Genomic DNA, 17,125 nt, shown 5'->3' on the forward strand with positions numbered 1-17,125 from the left:
CTCCGACGACGCTCCCCCATCGCCGCCGCCCTGCCTCAGCGGTCGCGCTTGGCGCGCATCGCGCGCACGGCCTCGAGGTTGTCCTGCCGTTCGCGCAACGTCTGGCGCTTGTCGTACTCGCGCTTGCCTCGGGCGAGGGCGATCTCGACCTTCGCGCGCCCGTCCAGGAAGTACAGGGACAGCGGGACGATCGTCTGCCCCTTCTCCTTGGTCTTCGACTCGAGCCGGTCGATCTCGGTGCGGTGCAGCAGCAGCTTGCGCTTGCGCCGGGGCGCGTGGTTGGTCCAGGTGCCCTGCGTGTACTCCGGGATGTGCACGCCCTCGAGCCACGCCTCGCCGCGCTCGATGGTGCACCAGCCGTCGACGAGGGACGCGCGGCCGGCGCGCAGCGCCTTGACCTCGGTCCCGGACAGCACGAGGCCTGCCTCGAACACGTCCTCGATCGTGAAGTCGTGCCGGGCCTTCTTGTTGTTGGCCACGAGCTTGCGCCCGGTGTCCTTGCCCATCGCGTGCGCACCGTCCCTCGTCCACCAGCACTGCGTCCCGTGCACGACGTCGTCGTGCAGCCGGTCCAGGCTAGTGGGGCGCGCGGCCGGGGGGCGGCCGGACGGCGCGAGGTTCGCTAGAGGCCGAGCAGCGGCCGTGGGTCGGTGGTGGCGCCGTTGACGTAGACCTCGAAGTGCAGGTGGCAGGCCGCCGACGTCCCGGTGTTGCCGGAGTACCCGAGCAGCGTCCCGCGGTCCACCGACTGCCCCGCCCGCACCACGAACCGCGTCATGTGGTTGTAGCTGGACATCAGCGAGTTCCCGTCCACGTACCCGTGGTCGAGCATGACCTGGTTGCCGAAGCCGCTGCGGGACTTCGCCCACTGCACCGTGCCCGCCTTGGCGGCGTAGAGCGGGGTGCTGCAGTACGTGCGCAGGTCGATCCCGGCGTGCAGACGCGTGTAGTGCAGCGTCGGGTGGAAGCGCATGCCGTAGTCCGAGGTGACGTAGATCGGGTTGATCGACGTCGGGTTGCCGAACAGGGCACCCCGCACCGTGCCCGACGGCGGCTCGGCGGCACCACTGGGCGCGGGGGGCGCCGCGGGGGCGGGCGGGGCGGCGGCTCCGGCGCTGGACCTGGCGCGCTCGGCGGCCCGGGCGGCCGCCTCCTCGGCCGCCTTCGCGGCGGCGGCCTCGGCGGCGGCGCGCTGGGCGGCGATGATGCCCTGCAGCTCGTTCTCGATGGCGGCGCGCTGGGCCTCCGCCTCGGCAGCCTGCGCCTCGGCGTCGGCCTTCATGCCCTCGATCGCAGCCTGCTGCGCGGCCTGCTGGGCGATGAGACTCTCGATCTCGGCCGTGCGGTCCGCCGCGGCCTCCCGGGCCGCGTCGGCCTGGACGACCTTCGCGTCCGCCTCGACCTTGAGCTCGGCGACCCGCTCGCGGACGGCGGTCAGCCGGGCCTTGCTGTTGCGGTTGGTCGCCTCGAGCTGCTGCAGCTCGTCCAGCGCCTGGCTCTGCGTCCGCATGGCGGTGGAGACCATGCCGTACTGGTCGACGAAGTCCTCCGTGGACTCCGCGCCCATGACGACGCTCAGCCCGCTGGTGGACGACTCGCCCTTGTAGGCCTGCCGGGCCATCTGCCCGACGGCGGTGCGGATCTTCTGACCGCGCTCGTCGTCGGCGGCGATGGACTCGGTAATCGTCGCCTCCTGGTCCTGCGCGTCCTGGAGGCGGGCGGCGATGAGGTCGGCCTCGCGCTGGGAGCGCTCGAGCTCGTCCTGCGCGGCGGCGAGCTCGGCCTGCGCGGCGGGCAGGCGGGACTGGGTGGCCTGCAGGTCCAGGACCGCCTGGCCGAGCTGGGCGGACAGTCCCTCGATCGACGCCTCGAGCTCCTCGACCTGGCGGTCGGCAGCGGCCGAGCGGGCCTCCGCGGCGGCGCGCTGGTCGTCGAGCTCGTCGGCGACCGCGGGCGCGCCGACCGCCGCCAGGACCGCGAGCGCACCGGCGACGGTCGCGGCGACCACGCGGCGGGGCTGCCGGCGGCGCGACTGCGGACGCAAGGACCTCATGACCTCAGACCTTCGTGTAGCGACTCAGGGTGACCACCGACGAGATCGCGGCGAGCACGATGGCGATGGCGGCGAGGAACGGGGCGATCGCGAGCACGTCGGCGGCGTCGACGTAGTCGATCCACTGCACCTGCGTCCCCAGCCAGTCCGTCACGAGGTACCTCACCCCGAGCCAGAGCGCGCCGACGGCGATCGCGGCCCCTACGGTCGCCGCGATCGCGCCCTCCAGCATGAACGGCAGCTGGATGAACAGGTTCGACGCACCGACCAGGCGCATGATCCCCGTCTCGCGGCGCCGGCTCATCGCCGACAGCCGGATGGTCGTCGTGATGAGCAGCACCGCGGCGAGCAGCATGACGCCCGCGATGCCGATCGACACCAGCGTCGCCCGGTTGAGGACGAGGAAGAGGGAGTCGAATAGCCGGCGCTGGTCGAGGACCTCCTCGACCCCCTGCCGGCCGGTCAGGACGTCCGCGACCACCTGGTACTTCTCGGGGTCGGCGAGCTTGATCCGGTACGACGACGGCATGTCCTCCGCGGTGACCTCGGCGGCCCACCACTGGTCGGACATCTTCTCCTGGAACGAGGCGAACGCCTGCTCCTTGGTCTCGAAGTAGACCGTCTGCACGAACGGCTCGATCTCCGGCGCCTCGAGCTGCGCCTGGATCGCCGCCTTCTGCTCCTCGGTCACCTCGCCGGCCGCGCAGGTCGGCTCCTCCGAGCCCTGCGCGCACAGGAAGACCGACACCTCGACCTTGTCGTACCAGTCGTCCTTCATCTGGGTGATCTGCTGCTGCAGCAGCGCCGCCGCCCCGACGAAGGTCAGCGACACGAACGTCACCAGGATGACCGACACCGCCATCGACAGGTTCCGGCGCAGGCCGATGCCGATCTCGGACAGGATGAACTGGAGTCTCACGTGGGGCCCTTCACCGTGCTCAACGTGCCGAGCCGTACACGCCGCGGGACTGGTCGCGGACCATCTCCCCGCCGACGAGCTCGATCACGCGCTTGCGCATCTGGTCGACGATCTCGTCGTCATGGGTGGCCATCACCACGGTGGTGCCGGTCCGGTTGATCCGGTCCAGCAGCCGCATGATGCCGAGGGACGTGGTGGGGTCGAGGTTCCCGGTCGGCTCGTCGGCGAGCAGGATCGACGGGCGGTTGACGAACGCGCGCGCGATCGCCACGCGCTGCTGCTCACCGCCGGACAGCTCGTGCGGGCGACGCTTCTCCTTGCCGCCCAGACCGACCATCTCCAGGGTGTCCGGGACGGTCGTCATGATGTGGTGGCGCGGCTTGCCGATCACCTGCAGCGCGAACGCCACGTTCTCGAACACCGTCTTGTTGGGCAGGAGGCGGAAGTCCTGGAACACCGCGCCGATCTGGCGGCGCAGGTGCGGCACCTTCCAGGTCGACAGGGTCGACAGATCCCGTCCGGCGACGAACACCTTGCCGGCGGTCGGTCGCTCCTCGCGCAGCACCAGGCGCAGGAACGTCGACTTGCCGGACCCGGAGGCGCCGACGAGGAAGACGAACTCCCCGCGCTCGACCTCCAGGGACACCTGGTCGAGGGCGGGCCGCGCGCCGCGCGCGTAGACCTTGCTGACGTTCTCGAGACGGATCACAGCTGCCGTGGTCAGAGGAGGGGACAGGAGGGTGCGGAGCGCTGACCGTCACCGAGGTTAGGCAGATCGCTCACCCGAACAGCCGCAGACACGCCGCGTACGGTCGCCCTCACAGGGTGGACGGGTCCGGGTACGGCAGGATGCGACCTTTGCCCCGTCCGCGCCGCCACGGCGGTCCTGTCGGCCGACGACGACGTCGCGTGAGCGGTCCCGCGGGGTGCATCTCCGCATCCGGCTGCTCGCTCCCGACGCAATGGCGCAGTGGCGGCCAGCGGACCGACCCGGGTCTGTCCCAGGCCATACCTGTAGCGGTATGGTGCCGTGATGGACGCGGCCGAGCTTCTGCGCTCCGTGCGTGAGGCGGCAGGGCTGAGTCAAGGTGCCCTGGCGGCGCGTGCGGGAACGTCGCAGCCGGCCGTCTCCCGCTACGAGTCCGGGGCCAGCTCCCCGTCGGTGGAGACGCTCGACCGCCTTCTCGCCGTGATGGGTGAGCGTCTCGAGCTGAGCACCGTGACCGCCCAGCGGCGACTGGACGTGCGCACACCACGGATGGCGAAGCTGCGCGCCCACCGGGACCGCATCCGTCGGACGGCCCAACGCCATGGCGCCTCCAACGTCCGGGTCTTCGGGTCGGTCGCGCGAGGCGAGGACGGTCCGGACTCCGACATCGACCTGCTCGTCGACCTCGACGTGCGGACCGCCGGCCTGCTGCCGCTCGGAGCGATCGCCGACGAGCTCTCGGCACTGCTCGGCGAGCGCGTCGACGTCGCGCCGACCGGGGCGCTCGCTCCGGAGGTCGCCGAGTCGGCTCTTGCGGAAGCCGTCCCGCTGTGAGCAGGACGAGCGCCCAGCGGCTGCAGGACATCCTGGCGGCCATCGGCGCCATCGACCGCGCGGACGCGGTGGGGCAGCGTCACCCGCACGACGCCGACCTGCCCGACGTCGTCCTGGCCGCAGTGCAGTTCCACGTCTTCACGATCGGGGAGGCCGTCAAGGCGCTGCCCCGGGACCTCACCGGCAGCCGGCCGGACGTCCCGTGGTCGGACGTGGCGCGGATGCGAGACCTCATCGGTCACCACTACTACCGCCTGGACGCGCAGATCGTCCGGGCCACGATCACCGAGCCGATCGACCGCCTCCGCGTCGCATGCGAGGCACTGCTCCGCGAGGGGACCGACCAGCCGGCCCAGCCGACCTGACCGGCACCGCTACCCTCGGGCCCGCTCGCCATCCGGTCCGAGAGCGCACGGGCCATCTGCCCACGAGGGGCCCGAGCCGACGACGCGTCCAGCCGTCGCCGGACCCGCGGTCAGGACGCCTCGGGCTCGGCCTGCTGCGCCATCCGCCAGCGGATGCCCGCCTCCATGAAGCCGTCGATGTCGCCGTCGAACACCGCGGAGGTGTTGCCGACCTCGTACTCCGTGCGCAGGTCCTTGACCATCTGGTACGGGTGCAGCACGTAGGAGCGCATCTGGTCGCCCCAGCTCGCCTTGATGTCGCCCGCCATCGCCTTCTTGGCGGCCGACTCCTCGGCCTGGCGCTGCAGCAGCAGCCGGGACTGCAGGACGCGCAGCGCGGCGGCGCGGTTCTGGATCTGCGACTTCTCGTTCTGCATCGACACGACGATGCCGGTCGGGATGTGCGTCATCCGGACCGCGGAGTCCGTCGTGTTGACCGACTGCCCGCCGGGGCCGGACGAGCGGAACACGTCGACCTTGATCTCGCTCTCGGGGATCTCGATGGAGTCCGTCTGCTCGATGAGCGGGATGACCTCGACCGCGGCGAACGACGTCTGCCGGCGGCCCTGGTTGTCGTACGGGGAGATCCGCACCAGGCGGTGCGTGCCGGCCTCGACGGACAGGTTCCCGAACGCGTACGGCACCTTGACCTCGAACGTCGCGGACTTCAGGCCCGCCTCCTCCGCGTAGGAGGTGTCCAGCACCGACGTCGGGTAGCCGTGGCGCTCGGCCCAGCGCAGGTACATGCGCATGAGCATCTCGGCGAAGTCCGCGGCGTCGACCCCGCCCGCGCCGGCACGGATGGTGACGACGGCCTCGCGGATGTCGTACTCCCCCGACAGCAGCGTGCGGACCTCGAGCTCGCCGAGGTCCTTGGCGATGGTCCTGAGCTCGGCCTCCGCCTCGGCCAGGGTGTCGGCGTCGCCGCCGTCCTCCGTCGCCATCTCGACCAGGGTCTCCAGGTCGTCGATCCGCCCGCGCAGGTTCTGCACCCGGTCCAGCTCGGCCTGGCTCGCCGACAGCGCGGAGGTGATCTTCTGCGCCGCGTCGGGGTCGTCCCACAGGTCCGGCTGCGACGCCTTCTCGGAGAGGTCGGCGATCTTCGCCCGCAGCGCCGTCGGGTCGCTCACCGCGCTGATCGTCTCGAGCGTGCTGCGGAGGTTGCGGATCTCGACCGCGAAGTCAGTGGCTGCCACGGTGTTCCAGGCTACCCGAGGCTCGCCACGCGACCGGGCCCCGGCGGGCCCCTGCGGGGTCAGGCGCACGTGACGGGCAGCACCCCGGTGGCCGACGGCGCCCCCTCCCGGCAGGGTGGGAGGGCGCAACGGCCGCACATCGCCCGCCCGCCCTTCCCACCCGAGAGGACCACCGATGAGCCCGAGCACCGACCCCGCCGTCGCCGAGGTCTGGGACGAGTGGTCCGAGGCGGTCACCATGACGCCGTCGCAGCTGGACGCGTGGCTGGAGACCGACGAGTCCCGGTCCGTCGGGGACACCGGCGGCGACGGGGAGTCCACCGGGCACGCGTCCGGCCGGCGCATCGCGCAGATCCTGCGCACGAACAAGTCCGACCTGACCGCCGACGACGCCGCGCACATGCGCAAGGTGGTCGGCTACGTCCACCGCCACCTGGCCCAGCGACCGGACGGCGACGTGACCGAGACCAGGTGGCGGTACTCGCTGATGAACTGGGGCCACGACCCGGCCGCCGACTGAGCCCGCTGCGCCCCGCCCCTGGGCGCCCCGCCGAGGACGTCGTCGGCGGATCGCCTCAGTGGCCCGCGAGGTACTGGTGGAGCAGGTGCACCGCGAGCGCGCCCTCCCCCACTGCCGAGGCGACGCGCTTGACCGAGCTGCGGCGGACGTCGCCCACCGCGAAGACGCCCGGGACGCTCGTCTCCAGGAGGGCGGGTGGGCGCGTGAGCGGCCAGCGCGGGGCGACGCCGTCGGCGTCCAGCTCCGCGCCGGTGATGATGGAGCCCGAGCGGTCGCGCGCCACCACGCCCTCGAGCCAGTCGGTCTTGGGCGAGGCGCCGATGAGCACGAACAGGAACCCGGAGACCGAGGTCTCCTCACCGGTGTCCAGGTCGCGCAGGCGGATGGACTCCAGGAACTCGCTGCCCGTCCCGCCGACGATGCCGGTCCGGTACAGCACGTCGATGCTGGGGTCGGACTCGATCTGCCGGATGAGGTAGTCGGACATCGTCTCGGCGAGGGTCGAGCGGCGCACGATGATCGTCACCCGCTGCGCGTACCGGGCGAGGTGGATCGCGGCCTGCCCGGCCGAGTTGGCGCCCCCGGCGACGAACACGTGCCGGCCGCGCATCGCCGGCGCCTCGGTGACGGCGGCGCCGTAGAACACCCCGCGACCCTGCAGGCGCTCGAGCTCGGGCACCCCGAGCCGCCGGTAGCTCGCGCCGGTGGCGACGATGACGGCTCGCGAGGTGACCGTCGTGCCGTCGGACAGCTCGAGGACCCGCTCGTCCCCGTCGACCCGTAGCCGCTGCACGGATCGGGCGAAGTGGAAGTAGGCGCCGAACGTCCACGCCTGCCGGTACGCGTTCTCGGCGAGCCGGTTGCCGCTGATCCCGGTCGGGAAGCCGAGGTAGTTGCGGATGAGCGAGCTGGTCCCGGCCTGCCCGCCGACGGCGAGCTCCTCGAGGACGACGGTGCGCAGGCCCTCGGACGCCGCGTACACCGCCGCGCCGAGCCCGGACGGTCCTGCACCGACGATCGCGACGTCGAACCGGGCGTCCGCGGGCAGCGGTGTGGTCAGCCCGAACGCCTCCGCGATCTGGACCGGCGTCGGGTTCTCCAGGACGAGGTGGTCGGGCCGGAACCGCAGGACCACGACCGGCAGCTCGGGGGCGTGGTCCAGGTGCAGCGCTGCCACCGCCCGCTGCCCGTCGGGGGTGTCGACGTCGTGGAAGCCCGTGGGGACGCGGTTGCGGCCGAACATGTCCCGCAGGGCCTGCGAGCGCGGGTCCCACGCCTGCCCGATGAGCCGCACCGCCTCGAAGCCGCCGCCGGTGCTGGCGGTCCACTCCTCCAGCGCCTCGGTGACGGCGCGGTGGAAGTCCTCGTCCGGGCGCGACTCGGGCCGGTACGTCCAGCGGTCGAGCCGCCCGACGGTCAGCGCCTGGAAGATCGGCGCGGCGGTGGTGAAGTCCCCCCACCGCACGACCGCGAACCGCAGCGACCCCGGTGCGAGGTAGCACAGCGAGGTGAGGACCTCCAGGCCGTCGGCGTCCTGGCCGCCGAACCCGCCCATGAACAGGGCCACCGGCGTCCCGGCCTCCTGCAGGCTCGCCAGCAGCGGGTCCGCCTCCTGGGGCGGGACGGCGGCGACCGCGTAGTCCCCGGTGTACCGGTGCTCGAGCTCGTCGAGGACCTGGGCGCGGACCTCCGGGTCGCGGGAGACGACCACGATCGCGGCGCGCGGCCGCTCGAGGCGCGGGGGGACGGTCGACGGCGTGGGCGCCTGCACAGGCATGGAACCTCTGTGTACGCGCGGCCGGAGGGGGCGGTCAAGGGCTTTCCGGCCGTCCGGCGCCGGTGCTGCAATGGTGCTCGGCCGGCCCTTCGGGCCACCCACCTCGACCACCTGCCCGACCGACTGGAGCGTGCGGTGCCGACCTACCGGTTCCTGTCGTCCTGGCACGTGCCGGGTACGGCGCAGGCGGCGTGGGACGCCGTCGTCCACCGGCCGCAGGAGTGGCCGTCGTGGTGGCCCGCCGTCACCCGGACGGAGATCACCGAGCCGGGCGGACGTGACGGGGTGGGGCAGCGCGTGTCGTACTGGCTGCGCGCGCCGCTCGGATACCGGCTGGCGGTGCGGACGCGGATCACCGAAGCCGTGGCCCCGCGGGTCGTGGTGGTGGAGGTGATCGGCCAGCTCGCCGGGTCCGGCAGGTGGGAGTTCGTCCCCGAGCCGGGCGGGGTGCGGGTGGACCAGCTGTGGGAGGTCACCGCGACCCGGTGGTGGATGCGCCTGCTCGCGCCGGTCGCGGCGCCGGCGTTCCGGTGGAGCCACGACCGGGCTGCTCGGCGCGGCGGGCAGGGGCTGGCCGCGTGGCTGGCCCGGGGCTCGGCGCGCTGAGGGTCCCGGGTGGGGCTCAGCCGCCCGGCGGAGGTGTGTTCAGGCGCCGGCGGCGGCGGCTGAGGTGAGAGAGGCCTGCCGTTCGACGGGAGTGGTCAGGCGTCAGCCTTGGCGGCCGTAGATGAGTGCGCGTGAGCCCCGGCGGGACAGCGCCCACCCGACCGCGCCCGTGGCGATGATCGCCACCAGCATCGCGACCAGCACCCGCGCGGGCAGCCCTGACCACTGCACCTCGTCGCGGAACCGCAGCAGCGTGACGACCTGGAACACCCCGAACGCGGTGTAGGCGACGGTCGCGATGCGCAGGCGCAGCAGGTCGCCGTCGGCCACGGACAGCCCGACGGCGACCGCGAACGCCAGCAGCCACGCCGCCACGACGCGTGCGGTCAGCGGCGTCAGCGTCCACGGCCACAGCCGCTCGCTCAGCGTGGGGGCGACGAACAGCGCCACCCCGACCACGAGCAGGACGACGCCCTGGAGCGCGAGCACCGCCGCGAGCGCACGCGGGATCGGCACGTCCGGCGCCCGGCCGCGCTCCGGGCGCTCCTGCCGGACGAGCAGCACCGCCATGCCGACCGGGATCACGACGTAGACGACCAGCCACAGCCAGGCGGCCGGGACGGCGACCGGTCCGGTCCCGGGGGTGTTCACGTGCATGCGGTCCAGGTGCACGAACGTCGCCGCCGCCGTGAACCAGGTGAACACCAGCACGGTGACGTACGGGACGCGCACGGCCGGCCAGTCGTCCGACCGCAGCGCCAACGCGCTCAGCACCAGCCCGGCCGCGTACCCGGAGCCGAGGAACGCGGCGGTGACCGGCGGCTGGATGGTCCAGGCGAAGGTCTGCTCCGTCCGGTCCGCCAGCACGACCAGAGAGACGACGGCGGCCGCCGTCAGGCAGCAGAACGCGACCAGGAGGAGCCGGACCCCTCGGGTGGGGCGACGCACGGGACGGTCCTCGGCGACGGCGACCATGGCGGCTCCCGGGTGGCGGCGGGTGCGAGCAGACGCCGGCACGACGGCGGCTTCTGCGTCCGCCATTCCACCACCGGGCACGTCCCGTCGGGAAGCAGGTGTCCGCGGCAGCGCTGCGCGGGTGGCGCGCCGACCGGGTGAGTCGTCGGTGCGGCGCCGGTCCCGGGCTCACGTGATCGGCTCGCGCGCCGATGGGCCGGGGGTCGCCACACGGGCGTCGGCGAAGCCGGCCGCCCGGTGGCCCGCGTGGAGCCTGTCACCAGGCCCGGGCGCTCGACGTCGCGCTGAGCGCGATCCCGTCCGACCACGGGGCGGTGACCCAGCTGACCAGCGGCGGACGCGCGAGCGCGGCGACGCTGACGCGAGCCGTCCGGCCGTCGTCCGACACGGCCTCGGTGACGGTCAGCCGCTCGTGCCGGGCCGCCACCGACGGGTGCGCGGAGAGGTACTCCTCCACCGCCCGCCGCACGTCGGCGTCGGTGAGCGGGATGACGCCGTCCGCCGTCGGCCGGCGCGCCTCGCCGCGGTAGAACGACGCCTCGTCCACGGCGTCGGCCGCCTCCAGGGCGAGCTCGTCGGCGAGGACCAGCAGGCGCTTGCGCTCGAGGTGGATGCCGGTCGCCGACACCACGGCGGTGAGCAGGAGGAGCGCGAGCGCGGCGAACGCGATGGACAGCAGCGTGATGTGCCCGGCCTCGCGGTCGCCGAGGCGGCGGGTGAGCCGGCCGCTGCCCGTGCGGGGCGCCTGGGTCATGGCGTCACCAGGAACGAGTCGACCGGGGCGACATGCTCGGCGGTGACCGGGACGGCTAGGGGGACGACGCCCTGCACGAACGCGGGGACCGCCGGCAGCCGGACCTCGAAGGCCACCTGGACCAGCACGTCGCTGCCGGGCTGCAGGCACGGCGTCGTGGAGCAGGTGACCGCGAGCGCGGAGCCGGCGTCCACGTCGGTGAAGCCCTGGTCGTCCAGCGCGATGCGCACCGAGGCGGTGGCACGCGGCAGCGCCTCGGCGACCGTCGGCGACGTCGTGAAGGACCGTCCGGCCTCACGGGCGGCGCCCTCCGCGGCGAACGTCGCGGCCTGCAGCCGGCCGAGCACCACGACGAGGTACAGCACGGGCAGGAGCAGCAGCAGCGCGGCGGCGAGGAACTCCACCACGGCGCTCCCCCGGTCGTCGCCGTGAGCCTCGCCGGTGGGCGGGCGTCGGGCGGTGCCGGCGCTGTGACGCGGTCCGGCATGGGCGCGGGCGCGCAGGCGCGCACCGGCACGGGCACCGGCACAGGCACCGGCACGTAGCCGCGCTGGGAGACGAGCGGCGATCCTCATGCGCCCGGCTCCCGGAGCGCGTGGCCGGACACCGACAGCACCCCGCCCGGGCCGACGAGCCCCGCGATCGGCAGCGGCGCGGAGACCCTCACCTCCACCACGGGCAGCCCGTGCAGCTCGGTGTCCGTCGCGGTGACGTCGTCGGCGAATCCTGGCGCCAGCGACGCCGCGATGAGCGCCCGCGCCCGGTCGGCGCCGTCCTGCGGTGTGCGGTCGGCCAGCGCCGCGTAGCGCGCGCCCTCGGCGGCGCAGTCGACGAGCGTGTTGCGCACGTGCACGGCGAGGGTGACCTGCACGACGGCGGCGAACAGCAGGGCCACCAGCCCGGAGACCAGGGCGAAGTCCACGACCGCGGAGCCCCGCTCGGGGTCGCCGACCCGGCCACGCCGCACCGGCCGGCCGGGGCCCGGGATGGCGACGTCCTCCGGGCGCGCGGGCGCGTCAGCCGCCGATCGCACCCGTCACTCGCGCGATCGAGTCGGAGAAGACGGCGGTCAGCGCTGGACCGGCGAGCGCCCACAGCGCGAGCACGAGCCCGGCGGTCATGAGCGTGACGAGCACCCAGCCGGGCACGTCGCCGCGCTCGCCGTCAGCGGCCGCCCCGACCGTGCGGGCGCCCACCCTCGCCGCCGCCCATCGCGCGGTCCGCAGCCGGAACCGACCGTGCACGTGGTTGCGGGCACGCTCGCGGGCATGCTCGTGGGACGTGAGCGGGGAGCGGGCGGCGGGCGTACCGGGCATGGGACTCTCCTCGTCGGTTCGGGATCTGTCGAGCCTGCGGGCCGTCACGGCGCGAGCCGCAGGACGGCGATGCTGGGGAAGACGGCGAACGCCACGGTGACGGGCAGGATGAGGAACACGACCGGCACCATCATCAGGACCTCCTTCCTGCCGCCCTGCTCCATCAGCGCGCGGCGTCCGGACTCGCGGACGTCCTGGGCCTGCGCGCGCAGCACGTCGGCCAGCGGGGTGCCGCGCTCGATGGCGACCGCGACCCCCTCGGCGAAGCGGGTCAGGGGCGCCAGTCCGGTGCGGTCGGCGAGCCCCTCGAGCGCCTGCACCAGCGGCCGCCCGGCCCGGGCGTCGGCGAGGGTCTGACCGAGCTCGTCCGCCAGGGCACCGCGCGTGGACCGCACCACCCGCTCCAGCGCCCCGACGGGACCCTCCCCCGCGACCACCGACAGCGCGAGCAGCTCGGCGACGGTGGGCAGCTCGGCGAGGAGCCGTTGCTCGCGCTGGCGCACCTGACGGGAGAGCAGCTGGTCCCGCGCGACGACGCCGCTCAGCCCGCACACCAGCACCAGCACCGCGAGGACGACCGGGGACGACCCGCGGGACGAGGCCAGCAGCAGCGCCAGCACGAGCCCACCGAGCAACCCGATCACGCCCCACAGGACCTGCGCGGCGCGGACCTGCTCCACCGTCTCCCGGCGGCCGGCGCGCACGGTCCGCCGGCGCAGGTCGGCGGTCGGGGACCCGAGCCGCTCGACGAGGCGCACGGCGTCGGCCATCACCGGGGCGAGCAGCCGCGCCAGGGTGGGGAACGGCGTGCTGGGCGCCGGCTCCCGCAGCAGCGCCGACGTCGGCCGCTGCACCCGCAGGTACGGCGCGAGGCGGTCGTCGAGCGTGACCCGCCGCGCCCGCAGGCGCCAGGCCACCACGACGAGGCCCGCACCGCCGAGCGCCCCGATGAGGGCGCCGGTCGCCGCGCCGTTCACCGCAGCACCCGCGCCTCGTCGGGCAGCCGTCCGACGCGCAGCATGAGCTGGTAGGCCACGATCGAGCACCCGGCGCCGGCGAGCAGCACGACCGTCCCCGCGACCGAGTTGAACGCCTCGGCGGCCTCCGGCCGGGTGGCCAGTAGTGCCAGCACGATCCACGGCGCGGCGACGGCGAGCCGGGCGGCGTTGACCGTCCAGCTCTGCCGCGCCTCGAGCTCACCGCGGGTCCGCGCGTCCTCGCGCAGGAAGGCGGACAGGGTGCGCAGCAGCCGCCCGAGGTCCGTGCCGCCGACGTCGCGGGTGATCCGCAGCGCCTCGATGATCCGGTCCGCGACCGGGTCCGCCAGGCGCTCCTTGAGGGCGTCGAGGCACGGCCCGAACCGCCCGGTCGCGCGGTAGTCCTCGCCGAACGCGCGGAACGCGTCACGCAGCTCGACCGGTCCGCGCTCGCCGAGCTGCGCCACGGCCTCGGGCAGCGACAGCCCGGCACGCACACCCGAGGCCAGGTGGTCGACGACCTCGGGCCAGACGTCGCGCAGCGCCGTGCGGCGTCGTCGTGCGCGGGCGCGCACCAGGGCACCGGGGGCGGCTGCGGCGATCGCGGCGAAGCAGGCGGCGACGGCCGGCGCCCGGGTGAGCGCCGAGGCGCCCGCGGCGACGACCAGGCCGGTCACCACGCTCGCGCCGACCAACGCGGACGGGGTGACGGTGGGAGCGCCCGCCTGGACGAGCAGGTCCTGGACGCGCGCGGCCCACCCGCCGGTGGTCCGCGGCCGGGCCGGTGCGGGCGGCCAGAACGACCACCAGATGCAGAACAGCCCCGCACCGAGGACCAGCCCCACGACGACGCCCACCGCGCGCCCCTCAGTGCCCGCGCAGGAGGGCGGGCAGGTCGAACCCCGCAGCGGCGAACCGGTCCTGGTGCGGCGGGTAGCCCTCGCCACGGACCAGCTCGTCGTCACGCAGGTGGAACAGGTCGGCGGTCTCCACGACCCCGGCCTCGACCCGGCCCGGGACGCCGACGACCTCTCGCAGCCGGCGCCGTCCGTGCCGGTCGACACCCAGGTGCAGGACCAGGTCGATCGCGGCGGCCACGGTCGGCACGACGAACCGGTCGGAGATGTTCTCCCCGGCCAGCAGCGGCAGCGTGCAGATCTTGGTCAGCGCCTCACGGCCGCTGTTGGCGTGCAGGGTCGACATCCCGGGGATGCCGGCGTTGAGCGCGACGAGCATGTCCAGGCTCTCCGCCTCCCGGACCTCGCCGACGATGATCCGGTCGGGGCGCATCCGCAGCGCCTCCTTGACCAGGCGTCGCAGCGCGATCTCGCCGGTGCCCTCCAGGCTCGGCTGGCGGCACTGCAGCGCGACGACGTCGCGGTGGTCGATGCGGAGCTCGAACACCTCCTCGCAGGTGACGATCCGCTGCCGCGGCGGGATGGACCCCGCCAGGGCGTTGAGCATCGTGGTCTTGCCGGCCTGCGTCGCGCCGGCGACGAGGACGTTCAGCCCCACGGCGACCGCGGCGTCGAGGAACGCGGCGGCGTGCGGCGTCAGCGACCCGAGCGCGACGAGGTCCCCCAGCCGGCGCGCCCGGACCACGTGCTTGCGGATGTTCACCGCCCAGTGGCGGCGTGTGACGTCGGGGATGACGACGTGCAGGCGCTCGCCGCCCGGCAGCGAGGCGTCGACGAACGGGCTGGACAAGTCGAGGCGACGCCCGGACGCCTTGAGCATCTGCTCGACCAGGTCACGCACCGCGTGCTCGGTGAGGATCGTCGAGGTCAGCTCGGGACGTCCGTGCCGAGCGACGAAGACCTGGGCCGGTGCGTTGATCCAGATCTCCTCCACGTCGTCGTCGTCGAGGTAGCGCTGGAGCGGCCCCAGCCCCGCGACCGCGTCGACCACGGCCTTGGAGGCGGCGGTCGGGTCGGCCAACGGGGGGACGGCCCCGAGCAGCGACCGCTCGTCGTAGTCCGCGACCACGGCGGAGACCAGGTCCCGCACGCCCTGGTGGTCACGGACCGGGTCCAGGCCGCGCCGACGGATCAGCTCACGCACCTCGGACTCGAGGATGGCGACACCGTCCACACGGCCCCCCCACGTCGGCACCTGCGCCACGAAGATGCCGACAGTAGGGGACGAGCCATCACCCGTGGGGGTGAATGTGGACAACCGCGCGCCCCCCCGACGACCGCCGACGACGCCCACCGCCGCTCGCCCGCACGGGCTCACGAGCCGGCGTCCGCTGTCGGTGGGTCGTGCCATCGTGTCCACCGCTCCTGCCACCCGGCGAAGGGACCGACGTGAACGACTCGCAGCTGCTCGACCGCAGCGCGTTCGACCTCGTCCTCGACGACGACTTCTCCGGTCCGCGGCTGGACGAGTCGCGGTGGCTCGCGCACTACCTGCCGCACTGGACGACGCCGGACCGGTCCGCCGCCCGCTACACGCTCGGCGCCGACGGTCTGGAGCTGCGGATCGACGCGGACCAGCCGCCGTGGCACCCCGAGGACGGGGCGCTGCGGGTGTCGAACCTGCAGACGGGGTCGTTCTCCGGGCCGGTGGGCTCCCCGGTCGGGCAGCACCGTCACCGCCCGGACCTGCGGGTGCGGACCGCCCAGCCGACACGCCGCCTGTGGACGCCCACTGCCGGGCTGGTCGAGGCCACCCTGCGTGCCACCGCCGACCCGGCGACCCTGCTCGCGTTCTGGCTGGTGGGCCTCGAGGAGGAGTCCCCGGAGGCGTCCGGGGAGATCTGCGTCGCGGAGCTGTTCGGTCACGCCGTCGGCCCGCGCGGCTCGCAGGTCCGGCTCGGGGTCAAGGCGCACCACGACCCTGCGCTGACGACGGACATGGTGGACCTGGCGCTCGACCTGGACGCGACCGAGCTCCACACCTACGCCGCGGAGTGGGATGCCCGGCGGGTGCGGTTCTACGTCGACGACCAACTCGTGCACACGGTGGAGCAGGGGCTCGGCTACCCGCTGCAGGTCATGGTCGACCTCTTCGAGCTGCCCACGCAGGACGGGCCCGAGCCGGCCGGCTACCCGAAGAGGGCCCAGGTGCGGTCCGTCCGGGGCTACGTCGCGCGGTGACGGCGGGTCCCGGGCCGTGGGCGGTGGGCCCCGGCGCGGACGCCGAGCGGGTCCGGTCGCGGGTCACCCGGCCCCGACGGGTAGGGCACCCTGGTCCCATGAGCACCATGGAGCGACTGACCGCCGACCTCACCGCCTCGATGAAGGCGCGCGACACCGCCCGCACCGGCACGCTGCGCCAGGCGATCGCCGCGGTCCGCGTCGCGGAGAAGGCGGGACCGGCCGTCCGGGAGCTCACCGACGAGCAGGTCCAGGCCGTGCTCGCGTCGGAGGTCAAGAAGCGCCGGGAGTCGGCGGAGATCTATAGCGGGGCGGGTGCGGCGGACCGGGCCGCGACGGAGACCGCCGAGGCCGACGTGATCGAGGCGTACCTGCCCGCGGCGGTGAGCGAGGAGCAGCTGGACGCGCTGGTCGCCGAGGCTGTGACGTCCACCGGCGCCACCAGCATGCGCGACATGGGCACCGTCATGAAGGCCGCCACCGCTGCGGCGGCCGAGCTCGGGCGCGTGGATGGCAAGGCGCTGTCGCAGCGGGTCCGGCAGGCGCTGAGCGGCCCCGCCGCCGGTTGAGCCGTGCGGCGCGCTCGGACCGCCGCCGGTCGAGCCCCGCGGCGCTCGAGCCGCCGCCGGTCGAGCCCCGCGGCGCGGCCGGGCTCGGCGGCGGTCCGGGTCAGAACTTGAACGGGATCGGGATCGGACCGCAGCAGCAGACCCCGCGCACGTCCGACGCCATGAGCAGGCTCGCCGCCTGGTAGCAGGCGACGAACCGCAGCACCGTCGGTCGTGCGCCCCGCAGCACCCCGCGGCGCCGGACGATGTCCCGGACCGCCGTCGAGCACGAGGGCCCGCCGTGCGCGACGCGGTGCGCGCAGCTCCAGCCCTTCCGCGGCGACAGGCGCTGCTGGTACTGCCGGATGAGGGCGTCCGCGGCGCGGCTGACAGGGCTCATCCGGACACCGTAGGTGCGTGGGCGCCGGGACGCTCGGCG

21 protein-coding genes are annotated in these 17,125 nt (G+C 74.2%); 6 read left to right on the forward strand and 15 right to left on the reverse strand.

The window, feature by feature from the left end; genetic code table 11:
* Positions 1-35: 35 nt before the first annotated feature.
* The 4 genes from smpB to ftsE all read right to left on the reverse strand — a co-directional run bounded on the left by smpB (position 36) and on the right by ftsE (position 3,681).
* Positions 36-506 carry an SsrA-binding protein SmpB gene (gene smpB / locus CAE01nite_RS10445; protein ID WP_146903714.1) on the reverse strand — a complete coding sequence of 157 codons (471 nt, stop codon included), beginning with the start codon at positions 504-506 and terminating at the stop codon, positions 36-38.
* Positions 507-622: 116 nt separating this feature from the next.
* The gene (locus tag CAE01nite_RS10450) at positions 623-2,053 is read right to left on the reverse strand and encodes a M23 family metallopeptidase (RefSeq protein WP_146903717.1); all 1,431 of its coding nucleotides are present in this window, start codon (positions 2,051-2,053) and stop codon (positions 623-625) included.
* A 4-nt stretch (positions 2,054-2,057) separates the two neighbouring features.
* Positions 2,058-2,972, reverse strand: coding sequence for a permease-like cell division protein FtsX (gene ftsX / locus CAE01nite_RS10455; protein WP_146903720.1), 915 nt, complete (start codon positions 2,970-2,972; stop codon positions 2,058-2,060).
* Between the two features lie 19 nt (positions 2,973-2,991).
* Positions 2,992-3,681 carry a cell division ATP-binding protein FtsE gene (gene ftsE / locus CAE01nite_RS10460; protein ID WP_146903723.1) on the reverse strand — a complete coding sequence of 230 codons (690 nt, stop codon included), beginning with the start codon at positions 3,679-3,681 and terminating at the stop codon, positions 2,992-2,994.
* A gap of 324 nt (positions 3,682-4,005) precedes the next feature.
* Here ftsE and CAE01nite_RS10465 point away from each other — a divergent pair, with 324 nt between their 5' ends.
* Both CAE01nite_RS10465 and CAE01nite_RS10470 read left to right on the forward strand, forming a co-directional pair.
* The gene (locus CAE01nite_RS10465; RefSeq protein WP_146903725.1) at positions 4,006-4,515 is read left to right on the forward strand and encodes a helix-turn-helix domain-containing protein; all 510 of its coding nucleotides are present in this window, start codon (positions 4,006-4,008) and stop codon (positions 4,513-4,515) included.
* The gene (locus CAE01nite_RS10470) at positions 4,512-4,880 is read left to right on the forward strand and encodes a HepT-like ribonuclease domain-containing protein (protein WP_146903728.1); all 369 of its coding nucleotides are present in this window, start codon (positions 4,512-4,514) and stop codon (positions 4,878-4,880) included. Before CAE01nite_RS10465 ends, CAE01nite_RS10470 begins: the two co-directional genes overlap by 4 nt.
* A 110-nt stretch (positions 4,881-4,990) precedes the next feature.
* Here the strand turns inward: CAE01nite_RS10470 and prfB are convergent, their stop codons facing one another.
* On the reverse strand, positions 4,991-6,115 hold the full coding sequence (prfB, locus tag CAE01nite_RS10475; RefSeq protein ID WP_146903731.1) for a peptide chain release factor 2: 1,125 nt from the start codon (positions 6,113-6,115) through the stop codon (positions 4,991-4,993).
* Positions 6,116-6,290: 175 nt separating this feature from the next.
* On the opposite strand from prfB, the gene CAE01nite_RS10480 reads away from it, so the two are divergent.
* Positions 6,291-6,635, forward strand: coding sequence for a DUF3140 domain-containing protein (locus CAE01nite_RS10480; protein WP_146903734.1), 345 nt, complete (start codon positions 6,291-6,293; stop codon positions 6,633-6,635).
* 55 nt (positions 6,636-6,690) lie between these two features.
* Here the strand turns inward: CAE01nite_RS10480 and CAE01nite_RS10485 are convergent, their stop codons facing one another.
* Positions 6,691-8,412 carry an NAD(P)/FAD-dependent oxidoreductase gene (locus tag CAE01nite_RS10485; protein ID WP_146903737.1) on the reverse strand — a complete coding sequence of 574 codons (1,722 nt, stop codon included), beginning with the start codon at positions 8,410-8,412 and terminating at the stop codon, positions 6,691-6,693.
* 135 nt (positions 8,413-8,547) lie between these two features.
* Here CAE01nite_RS10485 and CAE01nite_RS18130 point away from each other — a divergent pair, with 135 nt between their 5' ends.
* Positions 8,548-9,018: an SRPBCC family protein gene (locus CAE01nite_RS18130; RefSeq protein WP_186816524.1), complete on the forward strand. Its 471-nt coding sequence runs from the start codon at positions 8,548-8,550 to the stop codon at positions 9,016-9,018.
* A 102-nt stretch (positions 9,019-9,120) separates the two neighbouring features.
* On the opposite strand, the gene CAE01nite_RS10495 is transcribed toward CAE01nite_RS18130, so the two are convergent.
* The 8 genes from CAE01nite_RS10495 to CAE01nite_RS10535 all read right to left on the reverse strand — a co-directional run bounded on the left by CAE01nite_RS10495 (position 9,121) and on the right by CAE01nite_RS10535 (position 15,131).
* A complete protein-coding gene (locus tag CAE01nite_RS10495) occupies positions 9,121-9,993 on the reverse strand; it encodes a hypothetical protein (RefSeq protein WP_146903740.1) in 873 nt (290 codons plus the stop codon).
* A gap of 256 nt (positions 9,994-10,249) precedes the next feature.
* Positions 10,250-10,747: a hypothetical protein gene (locus CAE01nite_RS10500; RefSeq protein ID WP_246131133.1), complete on the reverse strand. Its 498-nt coding sequence runs from the start codon at positions 10,745-10,747 to the stop codon at positions 10,250-10,252.
* Positions 10,744-11,154, reverse strand: a complete 411-nt coding sequence (locus CAE01nite_RS10505; RefSeq protein ID WP_146903742.1) for a pilus assembly protein — start codon at positions 11,152-11,154, stop codon at positions 10,744-10,746. The genes CAE01nite_RS10500 and CAE01nite_RS10505 overlap by 4 nt, the downstream gene beginning before the upstream one ends.
* A gap of 164 nt (positions 11,155-11,318) precedes the next feature.
* On the reverse strand, positions 11,319-11,780 hold the full coding sequence (locus CAE01nite_RS10515) for a TadE family protein (RefSeq protein WP_307724990.1): 462 nt from the start codon (positions 11,778-11,780) through the stop codon (positions 11,319-11,321).
* Positions 11,764-11,943, reverse strand: coding sequence for a hypothetical protein (locus tag CAE01nite_RS18135; RefSeq protein ID WP_186816545.1), 180 nt, complete (start codon positions 11,941-11,943; stop codon positions 11,764-11,766). Before CAE01nite_RS18135 ends, CAE01nite_RS10515 begins: the two co-directional genes overlap by 17 nt.
* 164 nt (positions 11,944-12,107) lie before the next feature.
* Positions 12,108-13,040 (reverse strand): type II secretion system F family protein, encoded by a 933-nt coding sequence (locus tag CAE01nite_RS10525; RefSeq protein ID WP_146903748.1) that lies wholly within the window; start codon positions 13,038-13,040, stop codon positions 12,108-12,110.
* Positions 13,037-13,897 (reverse strand): type II secretion system F family protein, encoded by an 861-nt coding sequence (locus CAE01nite_RS10530; RefSeq protein WP_146903750.1) that lies wholly within the window; start codon positions 13,895-13,897, stop codon positions 13,037-13,039. The genes CAE01nite_RS10525 and CAE01nite_RS10530 overlap by 4 nt, the downstream gene beginning before the upstream one ends.
* 10 nt (positions 13,898-13,907) lie before the next feature.
* The gene (locus CAE01nite_RS10535; protein WP_146903753.1) at positions 13,908-15,131 is read right to left on the reverse strand and encodes a TadA family conjugal transfer-associated ATPase; all 1,224 of its coding nucleotides are present in this window, start codon (positions 15,129-15,131) and stop codon (positions 13,908-13,910) included.
* A gap of 215 nt (positions 15,132-15,346) precedes the next feature.
* Between CAE01nite_RS10535 and CAE01nite_RS10540 the strand changes: the two genes are divergently transcribed.
* Both CAE01nite_RS10540 and CAE01nite_RS10545 read left to right on the forward strand, forming a co-directional pair.
* On the forward strand, positions 15,347-16,138 hold the full coding sequence (locus CAE01nite_RS10540; RefSeq protein ID WP_222595881.1) for a glycoside hydrolase family 16 protein: 792 nt from the start codon (positions 15,347-15,349) through the stop codon (positions 16,136-16,138).
* Positions 16,139-16,236: 98 nt separating this feature from the next.
* On the forward strand, positions 16,237-16,707 hold the full coding sequence (locus tag CAE01nite_RS10545) for a GatB/YqeY domain-containing protein (protein ID WP_146903758.1): 471 nt from the start codon (positions 16,237-16,239) through the stop codon (positions 16,705-16,707).
* A gap of 100 nt (positions 16,708-16,807) precedes the next feature.
* On the opposite strand, the gene yidD is transcribed toward CAE01nite_RS10545, so the two are convergent.
* Positions 16,808-17,086, reverse strand: coding sequence for a membrane protein insertion efficiency factor YidD (gene yidD, locus CAE01nite_RS10550; RefSeq protein ID WP_146903761.1), 279 nt, complete (start codon positions 17,084-17,086; stop codon positions 16,808-16,810).
* Positions 17,087-17,125: the final 39 nt, after the last annotated feature.

Source organism: Cellulomonas aerilata (assembly GCF_007991755.1).
Taxonomy (GTDB): domain Bacteria; phylum Actinomycetota; class Actinomycetes; order Actinomycetales; family Cellulomonadaceae; genus Pengzhenrongella; species Pengzhenrongella aerilata.